General features: G+C 36.2%; 17 protein-coding genes and 2 tRNA genes. 3 read left to right on the top strand and 16 right to left on the bottom strand.

The window, feature by feature from the left end; translation table 11 throughout:
* Positions 1-34: 34 nt before the first annotated feature.
* The 7 genes from H7F21_RS15570 to porU all read right to left on the bottom strand — a co-directional run bounded on the left by H7F21_RS15570 (position 35) and on the right by porU (position 10,247).
* Positions 35-718, bottom strand: a complete 684-nt coding sequence (locus tag H7F21_RS15570; RefSeq protein WP_185790240.1) for an SDR family NAD(P)-dependent oxidoreductase — start codon at positions 716-718, stop codon at positions 35-37.
* Positions 711-1,694, bottom strand: coding sequence for a M28 family metallopeptidase (locus H7F21_RS15565; protein WP_343067661.1), 984 nt, complete (start codon positions 1,692-1,694; stop codon positions 711-713). Before H7F21_RS15565 ends, H7F21_RS15570 begins: the two co-directional genes overlap by 8 nt.
* Positions 1,695-1,785: 91 nt before the next feature.
* Positions 1,786-3,429, bottom strand: coding sequence for a pyruvate dehydrogenase complex dihydrolipoamide acetyltransferase (locus H7F21_RS15560; RefSeq protein WP_185790239.1), 1,644 nt, complete (start codon positions 3,427-3,429; stop codon positions 1,786-1,788).
* 3 nt (positions 3,430-3,432) lie between these two features.
* Positions 3,433-4,434, bottom strand: a complete 1,002-nt coding sequence (pdhA, locus tag H7F21_RS15555; protein WP_185790238.1) for a pyruvate dehydrogenase (acetyl-transferring) E1 component subunit alpha — start codon at positions 4,432-4,434, stop codon at positions 3,433-3,435.
* Between the two features lie 112 nt (positions 4,435-4,546).
* On the bottom strand, positions 4,547-5,029 hold the full coding sequence (cdd, locus tag H7F21_RS15550) for a cytidine deaminase (RefSeq protein ID WP_185790237.1): 483 nt from the start codon (positions 5,027-5,029) through the stop codon (positions 4,547-4,549).
* A gap of 78 nt (positions 5,030-5,107) precedes the next feature.
* Entirely contained in the window at positions 5,108-6,334 is a 1,227-nt protein-coding gene (gene porV, locus H7F21_RS15545) for a type IX secretion system outer membrane channel protein PorV (RefSeq protein WP_185790236.1), read from the bottom strand.
* 64 nt (positions 6,335-6,398) lie between these two features.
* A complete protein-coding gene (porU, locus tag H7F21_RS15540) occupies positions 6,399-10,247 on the bottom strand; it encodes a type IX secretion system sortase PorU (protein WP_185790235.1) in 3,849 nt (1,282 codons plus the stop codon).
* Between the two features lie 325 nt (positions 10,248-10,572).
* On the opposite strand from porU, the gene gldJ reads away from it, so the two are divergent.
* Together gldJ and H7F21_RS15530 are read left to right on the top strand one after the other, a co-directional pair.
* A complete protein-coding gene (gene gldJ / locus H7F21_RS15535; RefSeq protein ID WP_185790234.1) occupies positions 10,573-12,258 on the top strand; it encodes a gliding motility lipoprotein GldJ in 1,686 nt (561 codons plus the stop codon).
* Positions 12,259-12,324: 66 nt separating this feature from the next.
* A complete protein-coding gene (locus tag H7F21_RS15530; RefSeq protein ID WP_185790233.1) occupies positions 12,325-13,605 on the top strand; it encodes a UDP-N-acetylmuramoyl-tripeptide--D-alanyl-D-alanine ligase in 1,281 nt (426 codons plus the stop codon).
* A 179-nt stretch (positions 13,606-13,784) separates the two neighbouring features.
* Here H7F21_RS15530 and H7F21_RS15525 read toward each other — a convergent pair.
* From H7F21_RS15525 to H7F21_RS15485, 9 genes are all read right to left on the bottom strand, one after another.
* Positions 13,785-13,859 (bottom strand) — tRNA-Val (locus tag H7F21_RS15525).
* 117 nt (positions 13,860-13,976) lie between these two features.
* A tRNA-Val gene (locus tag H7F21_RS15520) sits at positions 13,977-14,051 on the bottom strand.
* Between the two features lie 63 nt (positions 14,052-14,114).
* Positions 14,115-15,332 (bottom strand): bifunctional folylpolyglutamate synthase/dihydrofolate synthase, encoded by a 1,218-nt coding sequence (locus H7F21_RS15515; protein WP_185790232.1) that lies wholly within the window; start codon positions 15,330-15,332, stop codon positions 14,115-14,117.
* Positions 15,333-15,335: 3 nt separating this feature from the next.
* Positions 15,336-16,184 (bottom strand): energy transducer TonB, encoded by an 849-nt coding sequence (locus tag H7F21_RS15510; RefSeq protein WP_185790231.1) that lies wholly within the window; start codon positions 16,182-16,184, stop codon positions 15,336-15,338.
* A 44-nt stretch (positions 16,185-16,228) separates the two neighbouring features.
* Positions 16,229-16,621: an ExbD/TolR family protein gene (locus H7F21_RS15505; protein ID WP_185790230.1), complete on the bottom strand. Its 393-nt coding sequence runs from the start codon at positions 16,619-16,621 to the stop codon at positions 16,229-16,231.
* Between the two features lies 1 nt (position 16,622).
* Entirely contained in the window at positions 16,623-17,318 is a 696-nt protein-coding gene (locus H7F21_RS15500) for a MotA/TolQ/ExbB proton channel family protein (RefSeq protein WP_185790229.1), read from the bottom strand.
* A 63-nt stretch (positions 17,319-17,381) separates the two neighbouring features.
* Positions 17,382-18,773, bottom strand: a complete 1,392-nt coding sequence (nhaD, locus tag H7F21_RS15495) for a sodium:proton antiporter NhaD (RefSeq protein WP_185790228.1) — start codon at positions 18,771-18,773, stop codon at positions 17,382-17,384.
* 12 nt (positions 18,774-18,785) lie between these two features.
* Entirely contained in the window at positions 18,786-20,012 is a 1,227-nt protein-coding gene (locus tag H7F21_RS15490) for a Glu/Leu/Phe/Val dehydrogenase dimerization domain-containing protein (protein WP_185790396.1), read from the bottom strand.
* A gap of 72 nt (positions 20,013-20,084) precedes the next feature.
* Entirely contained in the window at positions 20,085-21,152 is a 1,068-nt protein-coding gene (locus H7F21_RS15485; protein ID WP_185790227.1) for an anhydro-N-acetylmuramic acid kinase, read from the bottom strand.
* Between the two features lie 91 nt (positions 21,153-21,243).
* On the opposite strand from H7F21_RS15485, the gene H7F21_RS15480 reads away from it, so the two are divergent.
* On the top strand, positions 21,244-22,383 hold a 1,140-nt coding region (locus tag H7F21_RS15480), incomplete at its 3' end, for an acyl-CoA dehydrogenase (RefSeq protein ID WP_185790226.1).

The following is a 22,383-nucleotide window of genomic DNA, read 5'->3' as shown; positions in this document are numbered from 1 at the left end:
AAATTAATGTTAATAGAATCTTAATTGACTAAATTCAAGGTGTGGAATTTGAAACCTGAAGCACTTTGCCATTGTAATATTTATTTCCAGTAAGTGCAAAATCGTGAATATAAGTTGCCATTTGTACAGCCGATGTAGGGGCATCAAAACCTGGAAAAGCTTCCTTTAACATTTCTGTTTGTACTGCGCCTAAAGCTAAAACATTAAACTGTGGTCCAGTCTCTTTATACTCCTCTGCTAATAATTCTGTTAACGCAATTACTGCACCCTTACTAGAGCTATAGGCCGAAAGCCCAGGGAATTTAACACTCCCCTGAATGCCTCCCATACTACTGATGGTAACGACATGTCCATCTTGTTTCATGAACGGCAGTACAATTCTAGTCATTTCAGATACTCCAAAAACATTGGTTCGATACACGTACTCAAAATCTTCAAACGTTGTTTCGGCGAAAGGTTTATTTAATAAAGTACCTGCATTATTTACTAGAATGTCTGCATACTTCCATTCTTCAGCAATAAATTCTTGGACTTTTTTATAGTCTTCATTGTTGCATAAATCAAACGCAAACGAAGTGATGTTCTCAAAATGTAAATTGTTCACAGGTTGAGCATTTCTTGATAATGCTAAAACATTGTGACCTTGATTAGCAAAAAGGTGCACTAGTTCAAAACCAATCCCTCTACTAGTACCTGTAATGATTATATTTTTACTCATCGCTTAAAACAACTTCTTTGGTGGGTGCATTCATCATTCCTTCCAATGCAGGAATCATTTTGTTGATAAAACTAGCCATATGATCATAGTCCATCTTATCTGCTTCATCATCTACATGATGGTAATAATCAAAATTTGTAAAGTCAAAAGTTGAAATAGCATGAGCTGGCATATTAAACTCCTTAAAGAATGGGAAATTATCTGACCTAAAAAACAATTGAAATTCTTTTGCCTTAGGAAAAAATCCAACAACTTCTTCGCCGGCATATTTATTTAATATTGGCGCAAAATTGGAGCGGTTATAACCACTCATATAAGCCATGGATTTATCTGCCGCTCTTGGCACACCAATCATTTCAAAATTTATCATAGTGTAGGTATTCAAACCAGATTGTTTTAATCGTTCTGCCAAATGCCCAGAACCTTTTAAACCCATTTCCTCAGCTGAATACAACGTAATTAAAATACTACGTTTATTAGATTTTGATTTGGAAAAATATCTCCCAAACTCCATAGCTGCAATGGTACCTGAAGCGTCATCATTAGCACCATTAGCAATACTATCGCTGTTAACCTCTTTACCTTTACCTATATGATCGTAGTGCCCACCTAAAATGATAAATTCATTTTTTAAGTTAGGATCGTTACCTTCTATCATTCCAACCAGATTATAGCCAATCAACTCACCTAATTTAAATGTGTCCCTATAGGTTTCAAAATAAGGCATTATATCATTAGTCTTAAAATAGTTTTCAATAAAGACAGCAGCCTTTTCAATACCTTCACTTCCAGTAGCTCTTCCGTCTAGCTCGTCCGAAGCTAGATATTCCATACTTGTTTTAATATCGGTAGCAGTAATTTCTATTTTCTCTGCGCTGGTTGCGTCTTTACCATCTTCGCCATCTGCTCCCTTTTTTTTAATTGCACAAGACACTAGTAATATGATAATGAATATTGAAAGTATTTTTTTCATCATGAAATTTATTAAGTTTTAAAGATAAAAAAATCCTGTTTCAAACAATTGAAACAGGATTTATAATATTATAAATTCTGAACTTCAAAATAGTCTAAACCAACATGGTCACAGGATTTTCGATATAACCCTTTAAAGTCTGAAGAAATTGCGCTCCTGTAGCTCCATCTACCGTTCTATGATCACATGCCATAGTAAGCTTCATAGTATTCCCAGGAACAACTTGACCTCCCTTAACTACAGGCTTAGACACAATAGCACCTACAGATAATATTGCCGAATTAGGTTGATTGATAATCGACGTAAAACTCTCTATACCAAACATACCTAAATTAGAAATTGTAAAGGTACTACCATCCATTTCATCTAAAGTCAACTTTTTGTTTCTCGCCTTACCAGCAAATTCTTTAACAGCTGCACCAATTTGCGTTAAACTCTGCTCGTTTGCAAATTTAACAACTGGCACCACTAAACCATCTGGAACAGCAACTGCAACACCAATATGTACATGATTATTTAATTTCATTCTATCATCGAACCATTGCGAGTTAACTTGTGGATGCTCACGTAAAGCTAAAGCACAGGCCTTAACAATCATATCGTTGTAGGATATCTTTGTGTCTGGTAGAGAATTGTATTGTGCTCTAAAAGCCATGGCATTTTCCATGTCAAACTCCACATTTAAATAATAGTGTGGTGCTGTAAATTTGGACTTCGCCAGATTCTTGGCAATCGCCTTACGCATATTTGAGTTTGGAACTTCATCAAAATCTTCTTGTCCTGATGGCACAAACTTCGCTACAGTAGCAAGCGAATGGGCTCCAGGCGTAAAGTTCTCGATGTCTCGCTTCACAATTCTACCATTTTCTCCGGATCCACTAACTTGAGATAAATTGATGCCTTTTTCCTCTGCCATTTTTTTGGCTAGAGGTGAAATGAAAAGCCTACCGTTAGAAGTTGAAGACTTCTCGACTCCGCTCGAAGTGACAGAAGTACTTGGTTTTGAAATTTCTTTTTTTGTTTCTTTATTTGATGAGCTCGTCACAGCCTTAGGTTCTGGTTTCGACTCCTTTTTTGGTTCGTCTCCACCTACTTTAAAGTTTTTAGCTATACCTGAAACATCAGTACCTTTTGGGCCAATAATTGCCAATAACGCATCGACTTTTGCAGAATCTCCCTCTTGCAATCCTACATGCAATAAGATACCTGACTGAAAAGATTCAAACTCCATAGTCGCTTTATCTGTTTCAATCTCTGCCAAAATATCACCTTCTTCTACCTCATCTCCTACTTTCTTTAACCAAGTGGCAACGGTTCCTTCTTCCATGGTATCACTGAGGCGCGGCATAGTTACAATAGTAACTCCCTCGGGTAACTCTTCATTAGACCCAGAATCAAAATCAACATCTGAGATATCTTTTTCTTCATCTTCAGCTTCTGGAATAGTGTCTGATTCTTCAGCACTCGCTCCTGCACTCAATAAAGCAGAGATATCCTCGCCTTCTTCACCAATAATCGCCAAAAGTGTATCTACTTTTGCTGTGGCACCTTCTTCAATTCCAATATGTAATAAGGTCCCCTCATTGAAGGATTCGAATTCCATAGTTGCCTTATCAGTCTCGATCTCTGCCAAAATATCACCCTCTTCAATCCTATCACCAACCTTTTTTAACCAGGTAGCAACAGTGCCCTCTTCCATGGTATCGCTTAATCGCGGCATGTTAATTACTTCTGCCATAGCTTACTTTATTTTATGGTCTATAAATGGATAATCTTCTTGTTCGTATACCGCATCATACATCACACTTTTCTCAGGATATGGAGATTCCTCTGCAAATTTCTCGCATTCAGATACACGCGTTTTTACGCGCTTATCAATCTCTTTTATCTCATCTTCAGTTGCATATTTCTTCTCTAGAACGATGTCTTTTACTTGTGTTATTGGATCTATCTTCTTGTATTCTTCCACCTCATCTTTTGTTCTGTAATGTTGTGCATCAGACATGGAGTGCCCTCTGTAACGATAGGTTTTAACCTCTAAGAACGTAGGCCCGCCTCCTTTTCGCGCTCTTTGAATAGCCTCATCAAATGCTTCTGCAACCTTAATAGGGTTCATACCATCAACGGGACCGGAAGGCATCTCATAACCAAGACCCAATTTCCATATATCTGTATGATTTGCCGTTCTCTCCACGGAAGTTCCCATGGCATAACCATTGTTTTCACAAACAAAAACTACAGGCAAGTTCCAAAGCATCGCTAAATTAAAAGTCTCATGCAAAGACCCTTGTCTTGCAGCACCATCACCAAAACAACATAATGTAACGGCATCACTACCATGATACTTATCACCAAATGCAATACCTGCTCCCAATGGAATTTGACCACCAACAATACCATGACCACCATAAAAACGATGCTCTTTAGAAAAGATATGCATTGAGCCACCTAAACCTTGAGATGTTCCGGTTGCCTTGCCATACAATTCTGCCATAACACGTTTTGGATCTACACCCATACCAATTGGCTGGACATGATTACGATAAGCAGTAATCATTTTATCTTTCGTTAAATCCATAGCGTGTAAAGCACCAGCTAAAACCGCTTCTTGCCCATTATATAAATGAAGAAATCCTCTGACTTTTTGTTGGATATAGACTGCCGCAAGTTTGTCTTCAAACTTTCGCCAGAATAACATATCCTCGTACCATTTTAGGTAAACTTCTTTAGTGATCTTTTGCATTTTTTGATTTGTTCTTTAAACAGAAAAACAAAAATAACACTTTAGAAAGTAATGAAGAAACTGTAATTCGCAAAAAATAGTTACGAAATTTAAATTTTATCTAACAAAAACACTATAACACTGAATTATCAAAAAGCAATGGCAATAAGTTGACCAAAGACTCGGACTTTACAACTTCCCCCTTAGCTCCCGTGAAGAAAATTTCGATGGGTTGATCTTGTTTGATTTCATATTCAGCGATTGACTGTCTGCAAGCACCGCAAGGAGGAATTGGCTTATCGGTAATTTGATTTTGAGAGGAGGCCGAAATAGCCATTTTCAATATTTTAGTATTCGGATATTTTGCACCAGCATAATATATTGCTGTGCGTTCTGCGCATAAACCCGATGGGTAGGATGCATTCTCCTGATTACTGCCAATAATGACTTCATCGTTTTCCAACAGTAGTGCTGCTCCAACATTAAATTTGGAATAAGGAGAATAGGCATTATCTCTTGCCTCTACGGCAGACGCCAATAGTTTTTGAACATCAGCAGGGAGCTCACTAATATCATCATAAACTTCTAGCTTAGTTTCTATATTAACTTCCTTCATGCTCCGATGTCTTTTTTAGACAAAAAACTATTGCTTTTTGCAAAACAATAGTCTTTAAATCTCGATTAGTTATAATTTCTAATATTCATCATATTCGCCATCGCCAAAATTAAACGTCAACGAAAAACGTAATGTGTTTTCTAATGGGCTTTGTACTCTAGATGCTGAAAATAAATACGATAAATCAATATTGATTGTGGTGTACTTGAATCCTGCACCAAGGGCAAAGAATTTACGCGCACCTTTATCTTCTGCTTCATTGAAATAACCTGCTCTAAAAGCAAAATTTTCTTGGTATGTGTACTCAGCTCCTAAAGACCATGTAAACTCTCTAAGCTCTTCACTAAATCCTCCTGGCGCATCACCAAAAGATTGAAATATGCCACTTAAGAAACTTACATTGTTATCTTGACCTTGTGTAATAATTGTTGGTTCATTTTCGTCTTCTGGAGTTGTTGGGTCATCATCGGTTTGCTCACCGTCACCATTAGTATCCACAAAACCAAATTTTGGCGGTGTTGGTACTAGAAGTTTAGACACCTCGGCAGTTATACCCAATTTACTATATTCATCAAAAATAAAATCGAAACCAGCTCCTAATCTTAAGTTTGTAGGTTGAAAATTTTCTCTCCCACCATCATCATAACTAAATTTTGGTCCCAAATTCTGTATTGCAAAACCGGCTCTCCAACGACCATTAAAGTCATTATAGGCTTCTTCTTCACTCTGGTAATATCCTGTGATATCGGCCCCAAAAGAACTAGCTGCATCGGCATTTGGATCAACTTGATCTATTCTTAAATCTGATCTAAGATACCTAACGGCGACGGCCATAGAAAATTGATCAGCTAAACGCAGGGTATAGGCAATATCAGCTGTAAACTCATTAGGCTTCACGTTGATTCCCGGATCATCCTCACTTTGCGTTAATGTTATCTCTCCTAAACTGAAGTATTTAAAACTGGCGGATACCGCACTATATTCATTCAATCGATTAAAATATGTAGCATAGCTAATAGAAATATCATTGACGAGTTTACTCAGGTAAGGTGTGTAACTCAAACTCACACCAGATTTGGCTTCGGAAAATACATATTTTGCAGGATTCCATTGCTGTGAAAAACCATCTACTGATGTGGCTACACCCATGTCTCCCATCGCTGCCGACCTAGCATCTGGTGCGATAAGCATAAATGGTACTCCCGTAGTTATTACGGAAGATTGATCAGGAAACGTTATAGTTTCTTGCCCAAATGAGAAACTAAGTGTTGCAAAAGCTAAAAGGGTTATTGCGTATTTCTTCATGTTCATTATTAGATTATTAACGCCAAATACTTAGTGTTAATTCGTTAGCAAATATAATTTATTATTAGAGTATGACAAGTTTTTGAATCTTTTCAACTTGCTTATTTAAACGGTTAGATTTCACTTTTAGTTTATAGATGTAGACACCTTTTCCTATTTTATCTCCAAAATCGTCTCTTCCATCCCAAACAATATCCTTAGAAAGTGAACTTACGGATTTACTTCCGCCCGTAGTTTGCCCATTCAATGTTCTCACTAATTTACCAGAAACTGTAAAGATCTGAACTGAGACATCCAAAGGTTCTACACTATTATGATTGAACCAAAATTCGGTATAGTTAACAAACGGATTTGGATAATTAAGAACATTCCTAACAACTAATTCCTCGTCTTTATCGAAAACTGTAAACTGGATTTCTGCTGTTGCTGAATTATTATAAACATCCCAGGCTTTTAAAGTAAGGGTATGCAAACCCGGTTCTAAGTCACGAAATGGATATGATACTGTTCCATTTGTATAATCATCTACATTCGCTTGATAATAATCATTTAAGACGATAGGATTGGTTTCATCACCATCAATAATTGCGGTAATATCGTGTCCAATACCACTTGCCGTATTTATTCCATTATCATCTTGAAGTTTTGCCAATAGTGATGGCGATTCGTTTGTAATACCACCAGAAACAAAATTTTCGTCATTCATAAATAAACTAATGACAGGTCCAACGCTATCTTCAGGAGCATTCTCGTTTATTCCTCCTACTTTAATGTCAAAATTTGAACCAGCCTGATCTGATAATGGACTGGTAGTTTGCGCATAAAAACTAACCTTACCTTCTCCAACAGGAATTCCAATATCCCTTGGCACAATAAAATCAAATTCAAACTGGCCATTGGTAACACTAGCCTGACCTTTAAATATGATTTCACCTAAAGTGGTAAAATCCAAGATAATTGTCCCATTGCTATCCGTGGTACCGTCATTTGCCAAAGTTTGGCGCTCGATTCGTTTGTCATATACTGTAGCTGTAAGAGTACCGTTATAATTGGATAATAAACTACCATTTAGGTCCGTAACTTCACCTTCAAGTTTTGTGTAACTCAATGCTTTAAGTGTATCGATTGGTTGGGTGATATCCACATCATTAACTTTAGTTAGTCTAATATTAGGTTTTGCAACTGCTAGTTTCATGGCTGGATCACCAATAAAAAAAACCAAACGTTTTGAGCGCCTGCCTGCCACACTATTATCGATTTTAGTCAATCGCAGTGCCTCGCTCATGCTAGGGTACTCGTTGGAGCCGTATGCAAAAAGATAGTCGTCCAATACTTCATTTATGATTCTACCCGTAACGACATCTATTTGTCGCGTGGTCGTTATTAAGCTAATAGAACCACCGTTTTTATTCCAGAATGTAAACTCTCCTGCCGTATCCCTATTAGGATCATCGAACTTGGTATACTCGCAAGTAATTGTGATGAAAAGATTGAATTTGCAAACATTGTTAACCTCTTGAGCATCAAATTTGTCGTAAATACGTTCTTTGGCCAAACCATCTTCACCACCATGACCAAAGTAATTAACGACCAACGCCCCTACCTCAATGGCATCTTTAATGGCTTCATTGACCTCCGGATAACGATTACCTGCTGAAGATGATTCTTGTTCAAAAGCATCGGAATGAATCTTAACAACGTTAAAAAAAGATTTTTCATCTTCAATTCTAACACCCAAACCATCTGTGGTTTCCTGTAATTGCTTTTCCCAAGCTTCATCGACATCGTCAGAAATCAACAATATATTATTTCTCCAACTCCCATATGCTTCTGCTCCATAATAGCCCTCAACCTTATCTACCATTTCTCTGGCGCGCTGTATATCTTCTGCTAAAATTCTTCCTACTGCAATATCCATTCTGTCTGCAAGACTCATTGAACCCTCGTTATCATCGAGCATGGCATAAAAATCATCAGACACGAATGAACTCCCAAGGCTAAAGCTTTCTGTAGAATACCAAGACGGTACAAGATTGGTGTTATTCCTAATCCTATCTTTATAATCGTAAGAGCCTTCACCAAACAAGCAAAGATATTTCAGTCTTTTACTTGGTTCACTAGCATTATCATAGACATATTTAATAAAATTCCTCAAGGCTGCTATATCTTGACTACCTGTACTAAATTCGTTATAAACCGTCTGAAGATCAACAACCTTTACATTTAAGCCATACTGATCTCTATTGATTTGCGCCAAACGTTCTGCTTGCGATTGTAATTCGTTAGGTGTTAAAATGATATAGTCTACATCTTGGAAATCGCCTTGGTCACCATTAAAAATTGTTCCTTTTAAATTTTGATTGGCAACGGCCGATCTTGAATCTTTTTGTGGCAAGAATGTATCCGAACCCGAAAATGCAATATAAGTTCTGTCTATACCAGATTGTGCTTTATAAGACAAATTAGTTTGATCATCAGGATTAGACATATTTGACACATTGAATCGATCAGTGATGTCCCAAACTTCGAAAACACTGGCTGCATTGGATATAATATATTCCGCTATTCCAGGCGTAGTACTTACACTTCTATTTCTAAATCTTAATTGTTCGCCAGCATAAGCCAAACTTCGTGTTGCTTCAATATTAATGTAATCTAGATAGGCACTAGATGATGGATTACCATTATTGTCATAGTCTAAAGTAACAGTAACAGCATCGGATGAGATATTTATATCACCATTAAAGGATCGTGCAGATGCTAGCACAGAATCTGAAGTCGGGGCAAAACCTAAAGTATTCACTACATTGCCATTTACAGTAACTCTTAGTGTAGTTCCTGAAATTTCAGAAACAGACCCAGCGGCTATACTAAAGTCAACTGATTCACTTGTTACTAAATTAGGAAATAGAAATTGGTAGGTGCGCTGAGTTTCTATATCAAATTCATCACCAAACCAACGACGTCCTAGCCTTGCCAAGTTAAATTCATCAACCTCATAAAATTGATAATCTTGGAAAGTATTTATCTGAAAATCTGGAGTGGCATCTATATTCGCCATAGGTTGAATACGTTTTCCATTACCTGGACTAATATTTATATAATAATAGGTCTTATCTGTATACAGATTAATATTGGTCTGACTCTCTTGATTGTAAGTGGTTGGGCCTTCACCATAAAATAATATGTAATCTCCATTATCAAAACTACCGTCTTCTTCGCCTATGAAGCGTACGGCATTCTCAACGATATCATAAGGATAATTTACAGAATTGATTAGAGGTAACATTCTTCCTCCATTACCATATAATTTAATGGTTCTAGGATCTATGCTATTAGTATTAATTCCCAGACTCCCTAAAAAACCCTTTGACAAACGAAAAATACCAGACTTTTCAATGTAAAAACGATACCATTCTCCAGTGCTTAGCACAGAATTTGTAATTTCTCTTCTCGAACTACTTTGAGTTCTAGCTGCCACTCTATTATATTGTATGGAAAAAGATAATATTTTTTTATACAAACCTCTGTCCTTAATAATGGGACTAAGTTCAAAATAATATGTTCGGCTTCCTCGTGCGTTAGTATTATACAATTTATATAAAGGTGCACTAGGAATTAATTGTGGGTTCAAGTCCTTTATATCAGATGGACTAATTGTCTCGTAGGTCACATTAGTTAATCTTACTGAATTTTCGTCCACAAAACCTCCATCGCTATTCCACTGAGCAGAAAACATTAAACCGGTTTCGTCATCATAATTAAAATGTTGAGTATCAAAAGAAGGTACTTCTATTTTTCTATATTCATTTTCGAGCGTCTTGAATCCATCCCACCGAATATTGAATTGCTTTTGTTGCCCAAAAACAAACATGCAAGAACAGAGAAAAAGAAAAATATAGCAATTTTTCATTTAGAACGATATTGGTTTTAGTTGCTAGTAAATTTAATTTTCAAAACCACTAACCTGATTATGCCAAAATTTACTTTAAAATAACGCCCATAATAATACCTTATTATAAGGACACTATTTTTATTTCAAAAATACAACAATAATTCATTTTAATGCTCGTTAATAGAGGTGTAAAATACATCGATAAATTGCAAAAAATCCGTTATATTGCTCAAAAAAAAGGATGAAATGCACATTTTTTTGCATTTTGATGCAAAAAAAAGTTGTCAGTTTACCTTTAATTGTTATATTGCGGAACTAAATTTAAACGAGCTTACTTAAACGTATGGATATGAAAAATGTCTCAAACCTAAAATTTTTAATAGCAATAACGCTTTGCGCTAGTATAGTTAGCTGCAAGCGTTCGTCTAATTCTGGTAATGTAGATAGCGCCACTGGTTGGAAAATCAACGATAAAAATGGCGGCTTTCAATACAATACCGATTTTAAAGAACAAGAAACACCTCCTGGAACCGCTTTTATAGAAGGCGGAACTTTTACCATGGGTAAAGTACAGGATGATCCGATGCATGACTGGAATAATACGCCTAACCAGCAACATATTCAGTCTTTTTACATGGACGAAACTGAGGTGACCAACTTAAATTATCTAATTTACTTAGATTATCTAAAAAGAGTTTATCCTCCAGACGATCCAAATTATGCCTTAATATATAACGGAGCAGTACCAGACACTTTAGTTTGGAGAAACCGTTTAGGCTACAATGAAATGATGACCGAAAATTACTTACGTCATCCTGGATATGCAAATTATCCTGTTGTAGGGGTAAGTTGGATTCAAGCAGTTGAATATGCTAATTGGAGATCTAACCGTGTGGCAGAAATGTCTTTGCAAGAGGCTGGTTATATTAAAAGAGATGCTCAGTATACTGATTTAAGTGCTGATAGTACTTTTGATGTTGATACTTATATTAATGCTCCATCTCAGACCTATGGTGGCAGTGCTGAAGTTAACGCTAACGAAGGTGGTAAGAGAAGACAACAAACGGATGCAGATGGCAACCCTATCAATGTTTACGCTAATAGAGAATCTGGACTGATTCCTGTTAAATATAGACTACCAACTGAAGCAGAGTGGGAATATGCGGCATTAGGGATGAGTGAACTGAGAAGTTACAACGTATATAGAGGACGTAAAAAATATCCTTGGGATGGGCAGTATACAAGATCAGGTAAGCGAGTAAATCGCGGTGATCAATTAGCCAACTTTAAGCAAGGTAAAGGTGATTACGGAGGAATCGCTGGATGGTCTGATGATGGTGCAGATATTACTGCAGAAGTAAAATCTTACCAGCCTAATGATTACGGTCTATATGATATGGCAGGCAATGTTGCTGAATGGGTGGCTGATGTTTACAGACCTATTGTAGATGATGAGTTTAACGACTTTAACTACTATAGAGGTAATGTTTATACTAAAAACGCTATAAACGATGATGGTTCAGTAAAAATCGTTACTGTAGATGAAATTGTTTATGATACCTTAAGTAATGGTAAAATTGTTGCAAGAGACTTACCTGGTGAAATAGCTAGAATCCCAGTCGATGACGAGGACACTTACCTGAGAACTAATTTCAGTCAAAGTGACAATAGAAACTTTAGAGATGGTGATAAGCGTTCATCACGTTATTATAGAGAGAGTTTTGATGAGGGAGATGCTAGAACCAATGTTACAGGAAAAATGTACAACTCTCCAAAGCACAGAGTAGAAGTAGATTCTTCTGAGGGTAAATTGGTTAGAGAATACGATAAATCCAATAACAGAACATCGTTGATTAATGATGAAGTTAGAGTTTATAAAGGTGGGTCATGGAGAGATAGAGCGTACTGGATCGATCCAGCTCAACGTCGTTACTTCCCACAAGATATGGCTACAGATTACATCGGATTTAGATGTGCGGTGTCTCGAGTAGGTTCCAAATCTGTAAAATCACAGAAGAAACGTAACTAATAAATACGTTAAATAATATTAAAAAAGTCCTGATAAAATTATCAGGACTTTTTTATTTTTAGGCTTATGAAAATAGAAGCATTATACGAAAGATTTAAGGAAAGTAGTTCAGTATCTACGGACACAAGAAAATTATCAAAAGATTGCATTTATTTTGCACTTAAAGGAGATAATTTTGATGGCAATAAATTTGTGTCTCAAGCTTTTGAAAGTGGTGCAAAATATTGTGTTGTAGATGACAAGAATGGGGTCCTAAATAACAATTGCTTTTTGGTTGAAGATGTGCTTAACACACTTCAAAAATTAGCAACTTACCACAGAAACAACATTGGTGTTACCATAGTCTCTTTGACGGGAAGTAATGGCAAAACCACAACAAAAGAGCTTATAAATGTTGTTCTTTCCACTACTTTTAAAGTTAAGGCGACCAAAGGAAATTTAAACAATCACATCGGTGTGCCATTGACCCTGTTGTCCTTTACTGAAGATTTAGATTTTGGTATTGTAGAAATGGGTGCCAATCACCAAAAAGAAATAGAATTTCTTTCTAATATCGCACAACCAGATTATGGATTAATAACCAACTTCGGAAAAGCACATCTAGAGGGTTTTGGTGGTGTTGAAGGCGTCATAAAGGGTAAATCCGAATTATATGTTCACCTTAAGGAACATCAAAAAACCGTCTTTATAAACACTGATGATTCAAAGCAAGTCAAACAAATTGAAGATTTTGAGAATATCATCACGTTTGGTTCAAATGAAAATAACGATTGTATCGTAGAGTTTGTTGAAGCTAACCCATTTGTATCCTTAAAGTATGATGGTGTTGATATTCATAGCCAACTTATTGGTGATTATAATTATGGGAATATTGCAGTTGCAGTGGCCATTGGCCGATATTTTAAGGTTTCTACTGATAGTATTAAAAAAGCTATAGAAAATTATCTACCAGATAATAACCGCTCTGAGATTATTGAGAAAGGTAATACTAAAATTATTCTAGATGCCTATAATGCAAATCCTACAAGCATGCTGGCAGCTCTTAACAACTTAAACCAGTTAAACGCAAAAAATAAGCACCTATTTCTTGGAGATATGTTTGAGTTAGGTAAGGACGATCAAAAAGAGCATCAAATTATTGCTGATTTCGCTGAGGATAATTTTGACGACAATATCTTTTTGATTGGAGAGATTTTTTTTAAGACAAAAACCAACAACAAAACTTCGAAATTCAAGAGTTTCGATGAGCTTAAGGCTGTTCTAAAAAACTTAGACTTAAACGATTCTACAGTTTTAATAAAGGGTTCTAGAGGTATGGCTTTGGAGCGAATTTTGGAATTCCTATGAATCTAAAGTGTCTTGAATGAGCTAATGTTGATTCAAACTAAACCCTCTTCTGCAAATAAAAAACCCAAAACTCATTGTAAGATTTTAATATTTTGTTTTAGGAAAATCCTGTAAAGCTGAAATTTGACATATTCCTAAAACAAAAAATCCGAACTAATGTTCGAACTTTCTGATTAATGTGGGTCATACTGGATTCGAACCAGTGACTTCTACCCTGTCAAGGTAACACTCTAAACCAACTGAGTTAATGACCCGTTGTGTTTCAAAAATACAATTTCTTTTACAAAAAAGAGATTAAACTTCCCCAGACAAAACCACTTTTAAAACAAAAATTCCGATTTGAAAAAACAAATCGGAACTGTGTTTGGATGTGGGCGCGAAGGGATTCGAACCCCTGACCCCTTGGGTGTAAACCAAGTGCTCTGAACCAACTGAGCTACGCGCCCTAATTATTAGGACTGCAAATATAGACTAGTTTTTAAAATCTCAAAAGGTTTTTTATAAAAAAATCAAATAATTTCAGCCACTACAAAAGTACTTCCTCCGACAAAAATTACGTCCTGTTCTGATGCTCCAGACTTAGCAATTTCAAGTGCCTCTTTTACACTATTATAAACTTCACCCTCTATATTATATTGCAAGAACTTTTTCTGTAGATGTTTTGCTTCAAGACCTCTCTGAACGTTTGGTTTACAAAAGTAGTATTTCGCTTTTTGTGGTAATAGAGGAATAACTGTATCTAAATCTTTATCATTAACAACTCCAAAAACGATGTGAAGATTTTCAAAAGCTTCAGAATACAACTGTTGTATCACAGAAGTCAAACCCTCTTTATTATGAGCCGTATCACAAATTACTTTTGGATTATTGCCCAATATTTGCCATCGTCCTTGTAAACCAGTATTGGTGACAACATTCAGCAAGCCTTTTTTCAACTGTCTATCAGAAATTTTGAATCCTCTATCCTTTAAAACTTTTACTGACTGTATAACTGTTTTTATATTGTGGGTTTGATAAACTCCCTTTAAATCACTCTTGAAAGCTTCATCTATTAGTTGATCTGCAAAGTAGATAGTAGAACATGTTGATTTTGCTTTTTCCCTGAATACAAGATGTGTTTCGGCTTGCGTTTGTCCTACTACAACTGGGATTTTTTCTTTTATGATTCCTGACTTTTCTCCGGCAATCTTTTCTAGAGTATCACCCAAAAACTGCATATGGTCAAAGCCTATGTTCGTAATTATTGATAATTCTGGAGTAATGATGTTCGTCGAATCCAATCGCCCTCCCAGTCCAACTTCAATAACAGCAATATCCACCTTTCGTTTTGCGAAATAATCGAAAGCCATTCCAACCGTCATTTCAAAAAAAGATAATTTATTGGTTTCGAAAAAAAGTTGATTTCGCTTTATAAAACTAATAACAAATTGTTTGCTTACAACTTCACCATTAATGCGAATGCGTTCCCTAAAATCTTTTAAATGAGGTGATGTATATAACCCAACTTTATAACCAGCTTCTTGAAGTATTGATGCCAACATATGGCTTGTAGAACCTTTACCGTTAGTACCAGCAACATGGATGGATTTAAAGCGCCTCTCGGGTTCTCCTAAATGTTTTGAAAGTTTTAAAGTATTAGATAAGTCCTTTTTAAAGGCAGATCTGCCCTTGTTTTGATACATTGGGAGTTGTTGAAACATCCAATTGACCGTATCATTATAGTTCATAAATTATTGACCAACATCAAAATTAATACTTACAAAACCTATCTGTTTTGCAGGTGCTTCTGGATTTGCAGGCCACTTATGAGATAAAGCTATTTTCTTAGCCGGTTCCAATAAACAAGGATGTGTATTGGTTGTACCTCTAATTCCTGGTTCTGCTTTAACCACTTTACCTTGTCTGTTCACTTCAATACGCACCACCACTAACCCATACTCGTTACATTCTTGTTTGTAAATGCGCTTTGATGGTCGTCCTCTACCACCTAAACCATAGCCGACTCCACCTTTTCCAGGTCCCGAACCTCCAAAGTAACTTGGTGCATAAGGATCTCCATCTAGTTGCCCTTTATTTCCTGCTTGACTATCAGGCCCTTCGCCACCATCGTCATTTCCGCTAGAATTTTTGACGCCACCTATAAGATTATCCAGTTTTTTCCGTTTTTCTTCCTCTTCCCGTTTTTTTCTTTCTTCGGCTTCTCTCTTCTGACGTTCTATGCGTTCAGTCTCTGCCTTGGCTTTTGCCTCTGCTTCCTTTTGCTTTTTTATGGCAATGGCTTCAGCATTTTCCTCAGTCATTACCTCTTCTGCCTTAGTATTAGTTTGGGTAGGTTCAGCTTTGGAAGTTTCTGGTTGTGATTCCTCCACAACCTTTTCTTCGAGAGCTTTCCTTGGCTGTGCTAATGGTTTGCTGCCACTACCAAAATCCGTAGTTCCAAAATTGACTGCAACACCATATTCTTCTGGTGGGTCTAGATATTGAGGCCCAACAAAAAATAACAACAAGAATAAAATCAAGGCAATCAAGCCTGTGATTCTTGCAGAATTACGTTCATGTTTGGTCTCTAAATACTTCATTTAGTCAATCTTGTATAGTCTGGTAGTTTCAAAAATGATGCCGTTTAATTCGGCTTTACTGCCAATATCACTTTAAACTTATTTCTATTAGCAATATCCATGACCTTCACAACATTTTCTACCGGCACGGATTTTTCTGCTCTCAAAACAATTGTTGGTGATTCTTGTTGAGATAAAATAGATACCAATTGGGTCTCTAATACACTTTCTCCAACACGCTTCTGATCTATGTAATACGTTAAATCTTTTTTAATACTTACAGCCGTTGATTTCTTATTCTCAGTTTTGCCACTTGCTTTTGGCAGAATGATATCAATGGCATTAGTAGTTACTAATGTGGATGCTATCATAAAAAAGATCAATAACAAAAATACAATATCAGTCATTGATGCCATATTGAATTCCGGAGTTACCTTATTTCGTCCTCTAATGTTCATATTAGATAGGTTCGTTTAAGTGATCTAAAAATTCAGTAGAGTTAGCTTCCATTTGGTGAACCACCTTATTCGTTTTTACTACAATATGATTATACGCTACATAAGCAATGATACCTACTATAAGTCCACCTACCGTCGTGGTCATTGCGGTATATAAGCCACTCGCTAACACATCCATTTGAATGGTTCCTCCTGCGTTTGCTAATTCAAAAATGGAGAGAATCATACCTACAACAGTCCCTAAGAACCCAATCATTGGGGCGACACCAGATATTGTAGCTAGTACACTTACATTTTTCTCTAAACTATAAATTTCCAAACGCCCTGCATTTTCAATAGCTGTATTGATATCTTCAAGAGGCTTTCCAATTCTTGTAATACCTTTCGCAATTAATCTCGAAACTGGAGAATTTTGTTGTGCACATAACATTTGGGCCGAATCTATTTTACCATTACTTACGTGATCTTTGATCTGATTCATAAAATTAGAATCCTCCTTTGAGGCCGCTTTAATAGCAAAAATTCGTTCAAAATAAATATATGTTGCTACTATTAGCAACAAGAATAAAATCAGAATGATGACCATACCCGAAGTACCACCACTCGTGATTAATTCAATGATTGATAATGTTTTTTCTACGGATTCACCATCGGTTAGAATCTCCGCTTCATCTTGAATATTACTTAGTAATATCATATAATAAGTTTTAAGTTTAAAAGTTTCTGTATGTTATAACGTTAAGTTTTTCACTTAAGTATGTTAGAAAATAGCTCTAGTCGCCATAAAAGCAATCGCACCTGCAATAAACCCAACCAATGCCAACCATGATATCTTTTTAAGATACCAGAAGAAATCAATTTTTTCCATTCCCATGGCAACAACACCAGCAGCTGAGCCAATAATCAACATACTTCCACCTGTACCAGCAGAGTACGCTATGAAATGCCATAATTGATTATCTAGAGGCTCTGAAAACATCCCTAAACTGGCGGCTACCAGAGGCACGTTATCAATTACCGCTGAGCCTACACCAAGCAAAAGCACAACTAAATCTGATACAATCGTTCCAGCAGGTTCAGTACCTACAAGTCCAATATTTTCCTTTAAGCTATCTGCAAATCCGAAAAGTATACCTAAGGACTCCAAAGCAGCTACAGCCATTAAAATTCCTAAGAAAAACAAAATGCTAGGTAATTCAATTTTAGAAAGCGAGTAATGCACAGGACTATGACTTGCATGCGCATCGTGTTCTTCCGCATGTGCCGCAGAAATCGCAAACTTCGAATTACTGTAAATCTCTGCAAAAATTGCAACAACGCCTAAAGACAGCATCATACCAACATAAGGTGGTAGGTGCGTAATAACTTTAAATATAGGAACGAACACAATTGCTCCTAATCCTAAAAACAGCATTGTAGAACTAAATTTATTTTTTGGCTTATCATCTGCTTCTTGCAGTTCTAGAGTCCCTTTAAAGGGTTGTAATAGCGAAGCGATAAATGTAGGTACTATCATACACAGCAAGGACGGTATAAAAAGATAGATGAACAATTTTCCAGTGGAAACCTTATCACCTATCCAGAGCATAGTAGTCGTTACATCGCCAATCGGAGACCAAGCACCACCTGCATTGGCTGCAATGATTATTAAACCTGCGTACCAAATTCTAACACTTCTATCCTTAACAATTTTTTGAAGTATAGATATTAAAACAATAGTAGCCGTAAGATTATCTATTATAGCCGAAAGGATAAATGCCAAGATTGAAAACATCCATAATAACTTCTTTCTACTATTGAAGTTTACCGCTGACTTAATAGTAGAAAAGCCGTCAAAATAGTCTATGATTTCTACAATAGTCATAGCTCCTAAAAGGAATACTAGTATTTCTGCTGTCTTTCCTAAATGGTGTAACAGTGTTTCTTCCATCAGGTGCATCTTTTCCTCATGACCTAATCCACCAAAATTCTCCATTAAACTATGCTTGGCCGAATCGAACCATTGCGAAAAGTCATCAATGCCTAAGGAAATCAATGCCCAACTTATGGCCATCATTACCAAAGCAGGAATTAGCTTATCGATTTTAATATTATGTTCTAATGTAATGGCTAAGTAGCCAAATACGAATACGAGAATTATTACGGTTTCCATAGTAAAGGATATTTATATTAATTGTCTTAGTGCAATCTCAAATGCGGCTTCACTAACACCAATTTTTGTTGGATTATTTTTATGTACCTCTTTTAATGCTCTTCGAATAACTCTTGAAGTATCTTTAAAAATGGCTTCATCTGTCATTAGTACTTTACGTTCCATAAAATAAGCAAAAACTCTTGCCATACCACAATTTGAAATAAAATCTGGTATTAAACTTACTTTTTGGTCGGTATGCTCCATTATGGATCCAAAGAATATTTCTTTATCCGCAAAAGGAACATTAGCACCACAACTAATAACTTCAAGACCTGTTTCTATCATTTGATCTATTTGATCTTGGGTAATTAGCCTCGATGCTGCGCATGGTGCGAAAACTTCAGTTTGAAGCGACCATATTTTCTCATTGATTTCATCAAATGGAATAATATCGTCTGAAATCAAAGTATTTCCGTTTTTCTTTAAGTATAAATCCGTGATTTCTTTAAATGAAAATCCTTCCGGGTTTATCAAGCCGCCAACTCTATCAATTATTCCTACAATTCTCGCCCCCATTTGAGCAAAATAGAAAGCTGCTGCTGCACCTACATTTCCAAAACCTTGAACAACCACTCGTTTCCCTTTGATAGAATCACCATTTATATCATAAAAGTGTTTTGCTGCAACTGCAACACCATAACCTGTAATCATATCAGCTACAGTATATTTCTTGGATACATCTGGAGAATAATTAGGATTCTCAATGACCTTTATAACCCCTTGTCGTAATTGACCAATTCGGTTTATTTTATCGGCTTGAGTTGGTTTAAAATGCCCCTCAAAAACACCTTCTTGAGGATGCCACACACCACTTTCTTCGGTAATGGGAATAACTTCATGAATCTCATCCACATTTAAATCGCCTCCGGTTCCGTAATAGCTTTTAAGTAATGGCGAAACGGCTGCATACCATCGCTCCAAGACACCTTTTTTTCTTGGATCTTGTGGATCGAAGTTAATACCTGATTTAGCACCTCCTATGGATGGTCCAGAAACAGTGAATTTTACCTCCATGGTTTTTGCCAACGATAAGACTTCATTCTTATCCAGACCTTTTCGCATTCTTGTGCCTCCACCAGCTGCTCCCCCTCTTAAAGAGTTAATGACAGTCCATCCTTCCGCATCGGTTTCAGGATCGTTCCAGTGAAAGACTATTTCTGGTGATTTATTTTCGTACTTCTGAAGTAATTCCTTAATCAATTCTATAAATTAGTTAGTTATAACAAATATAAAAAACTCTAAAGCCTAAAAGTGAATTAAAGATTAATTTTAAATTTTTGGAATTAAAATTTTTCCTGAAGAATGATCTTTTTTAGCTCCAGTAACACTTTTTAGGCAATTGACCTCATTTCTTTCCCTTAAGACTGCTAGTAATCCAAAAACCAGAGCCTCTTTAAATTCAATAATGCTTTTATTAGGAATAATAACTTTGGATCTTGAGAGCTCAGATATCCTACCTATAAGAAAGTTATTATATGCGCCTCCACCTGTTATCAAAACATTTCTCCCTTTCTTATTTATGACCCTCGAAATTTGTATCGCAATATGTTCCACAAAAGTTCTAAGTATATCTTCTGTTTGAAGATCACAAGAATCAATTAATGGAATGATGTACTCCTGCACCCATTCCAAACCCAATGATTTAGGTGGTTCTTGGATATAGAATTCAATAGTATTTAATCCTTGTAATAAGCTGGAATAAATATGCCCTTTTGAGGAAAAATATCCTTTATCATCGTATTCCAAATTTAATTTCGAAACATAATGATTCAAAACAATATTAACAGGACAAATATCAAAGGCAACTCTTTCTTCATGACTTTCAAACGAAACATTCGCAAAGCCACCTAAGTTTAAACAAAAGTCATATTCGCGAAACAATAATCTATCGCCAATTGGAACTAGAGGAGCACCTTGACCGCCATAAGCAACGTCTTGAACTCTAAAATCACAAATAACTTTTAGTTTTAACATATCGGCAAAAATCTGTTGATTCCCTATTTGAAAGGTCAAATCATTTTCAGGTTGATGCAATGCAGTATGTCCATGTGAAGCTACAAAATCTATGTCTTTGAGTTTATTTTGATTAATAAAATTTAAAACTACCGATGCCAAATACTCAGAATAGTCGTTATCTATTCCTGATAACTCTTCTATTGAGTTATTCGTTAGTTGACTTAAAGTCAATTTCCAATTTTCAGGATATTTTACAGTTTCTGAAAGGTGAATTTTAAAGTTCAATTGATTATCATATAGGTAGCTTGCGTAAATGAGGTCAATGCCGTCTAAGGACGTACCAGACATTACCGCAACTACTTTATATTCGCACTTTATCATATTAGTAAAAATACTATTCCTTATTGAAAATACCGCAAGAAAGAGTTATCTTTGCATGAATTTTTTAACAAATCAATAATCAAATTGCTTTATGGATTTTAGCCTAACAGAAGAACATATAATGATTCGTGATGCAGCAAGGGATTTTGCACAAACCGAATTATTGCCAGGCGTCATACAACGCGACAATGCGCAAACCTTTCCAGATGAATTAGTACGTAAGATGGGTGACTTAGGTTTTATGGGAATTATGGTCGACCCAAAATATGGAGGGAGTGGTATGGATACTATTTCTTACGTTTTGATAATGGAAGAATTGTCTAAAATAGACGCTTCTGCATCTGTTATGGTTTCTGTAAACAATTCGCTAGTTTGTTATGGACTAGAAGCTTACGGTACGGAAGAACAAAAACAAAAATACCTAACCAAACTAGCAACAGGTGAGCAAATAGGCGCATTTTGTTTAAGCGAACCGGAAGCTGGTAGTGACGCAACCTCTCAAAAAACCACGGCTATTGACAAGGGTGACCATTATGTAATTAATGGCACAAAAAACTGGATAACCAACGGTGGGCGTTCAGACGTGTATTTGGTCATTGCACAAACGGATAGGGAAAAAGGACATAAGGGAATTAATGCTTTTATAGTAGAAAAAGGAATGCCTGGCTTTGATGTTGGACCAAAAGAAGATAAGTTAGGAATCAGAGGAAGTGATACACACACACTTCAATTTAACGACGTAAAAGTACCGAAAGAAAATAGAATTGGTGAGGACGGCTTTGGTTTTAAATTCGCTATGAAAACTTTGTCTGGTGGTCGTATTGGTATCGCATCGCAGGCCTTAGGTATTGCTTCTGGCGCTTACGAACTGGCTTTAAAATATTCTAAAGAGCGTAAGGCTTTTGGCACAGAAATTTGTAATCATCAGGCTATTGCATTTAAGCTAGCGGATATGTATACAGAAATAGAAGCTGCCAGAATGTTAGTGATGAAAGCCGCTTGGGATAAGGATCAAGGCAATAATTATGATATGGCCAGTGCTATGGCGAAACTATATGCTAGTAAAGTTGCTATGGAACAAACTGTAGAAGCCGTGCAAATTCATGGTGGCAATGGTTTTGTAAAAGAATACCACGTTGAGCGTTTAATGCGTGATGCAAAAATTACCCAGATTTATGAAGGTACCTCAGAAATTCAGAAGATTGTAATTTCTAGAGGAGTTATTAAAGGT

The organism is Winogradskyella flava (assembly GCF_014243395.1).
Lineage (GTDB): Bacteria > Bacteroidota > Bacteroidia > Flavobacteriales > Flavobacteriaceae > Winogradskyella > Winogradskyella flava.
Note: the sequence above shows the minus strand (reverse complement) of the source record. Positions and strands in the feature narration are given on the sequence as shown.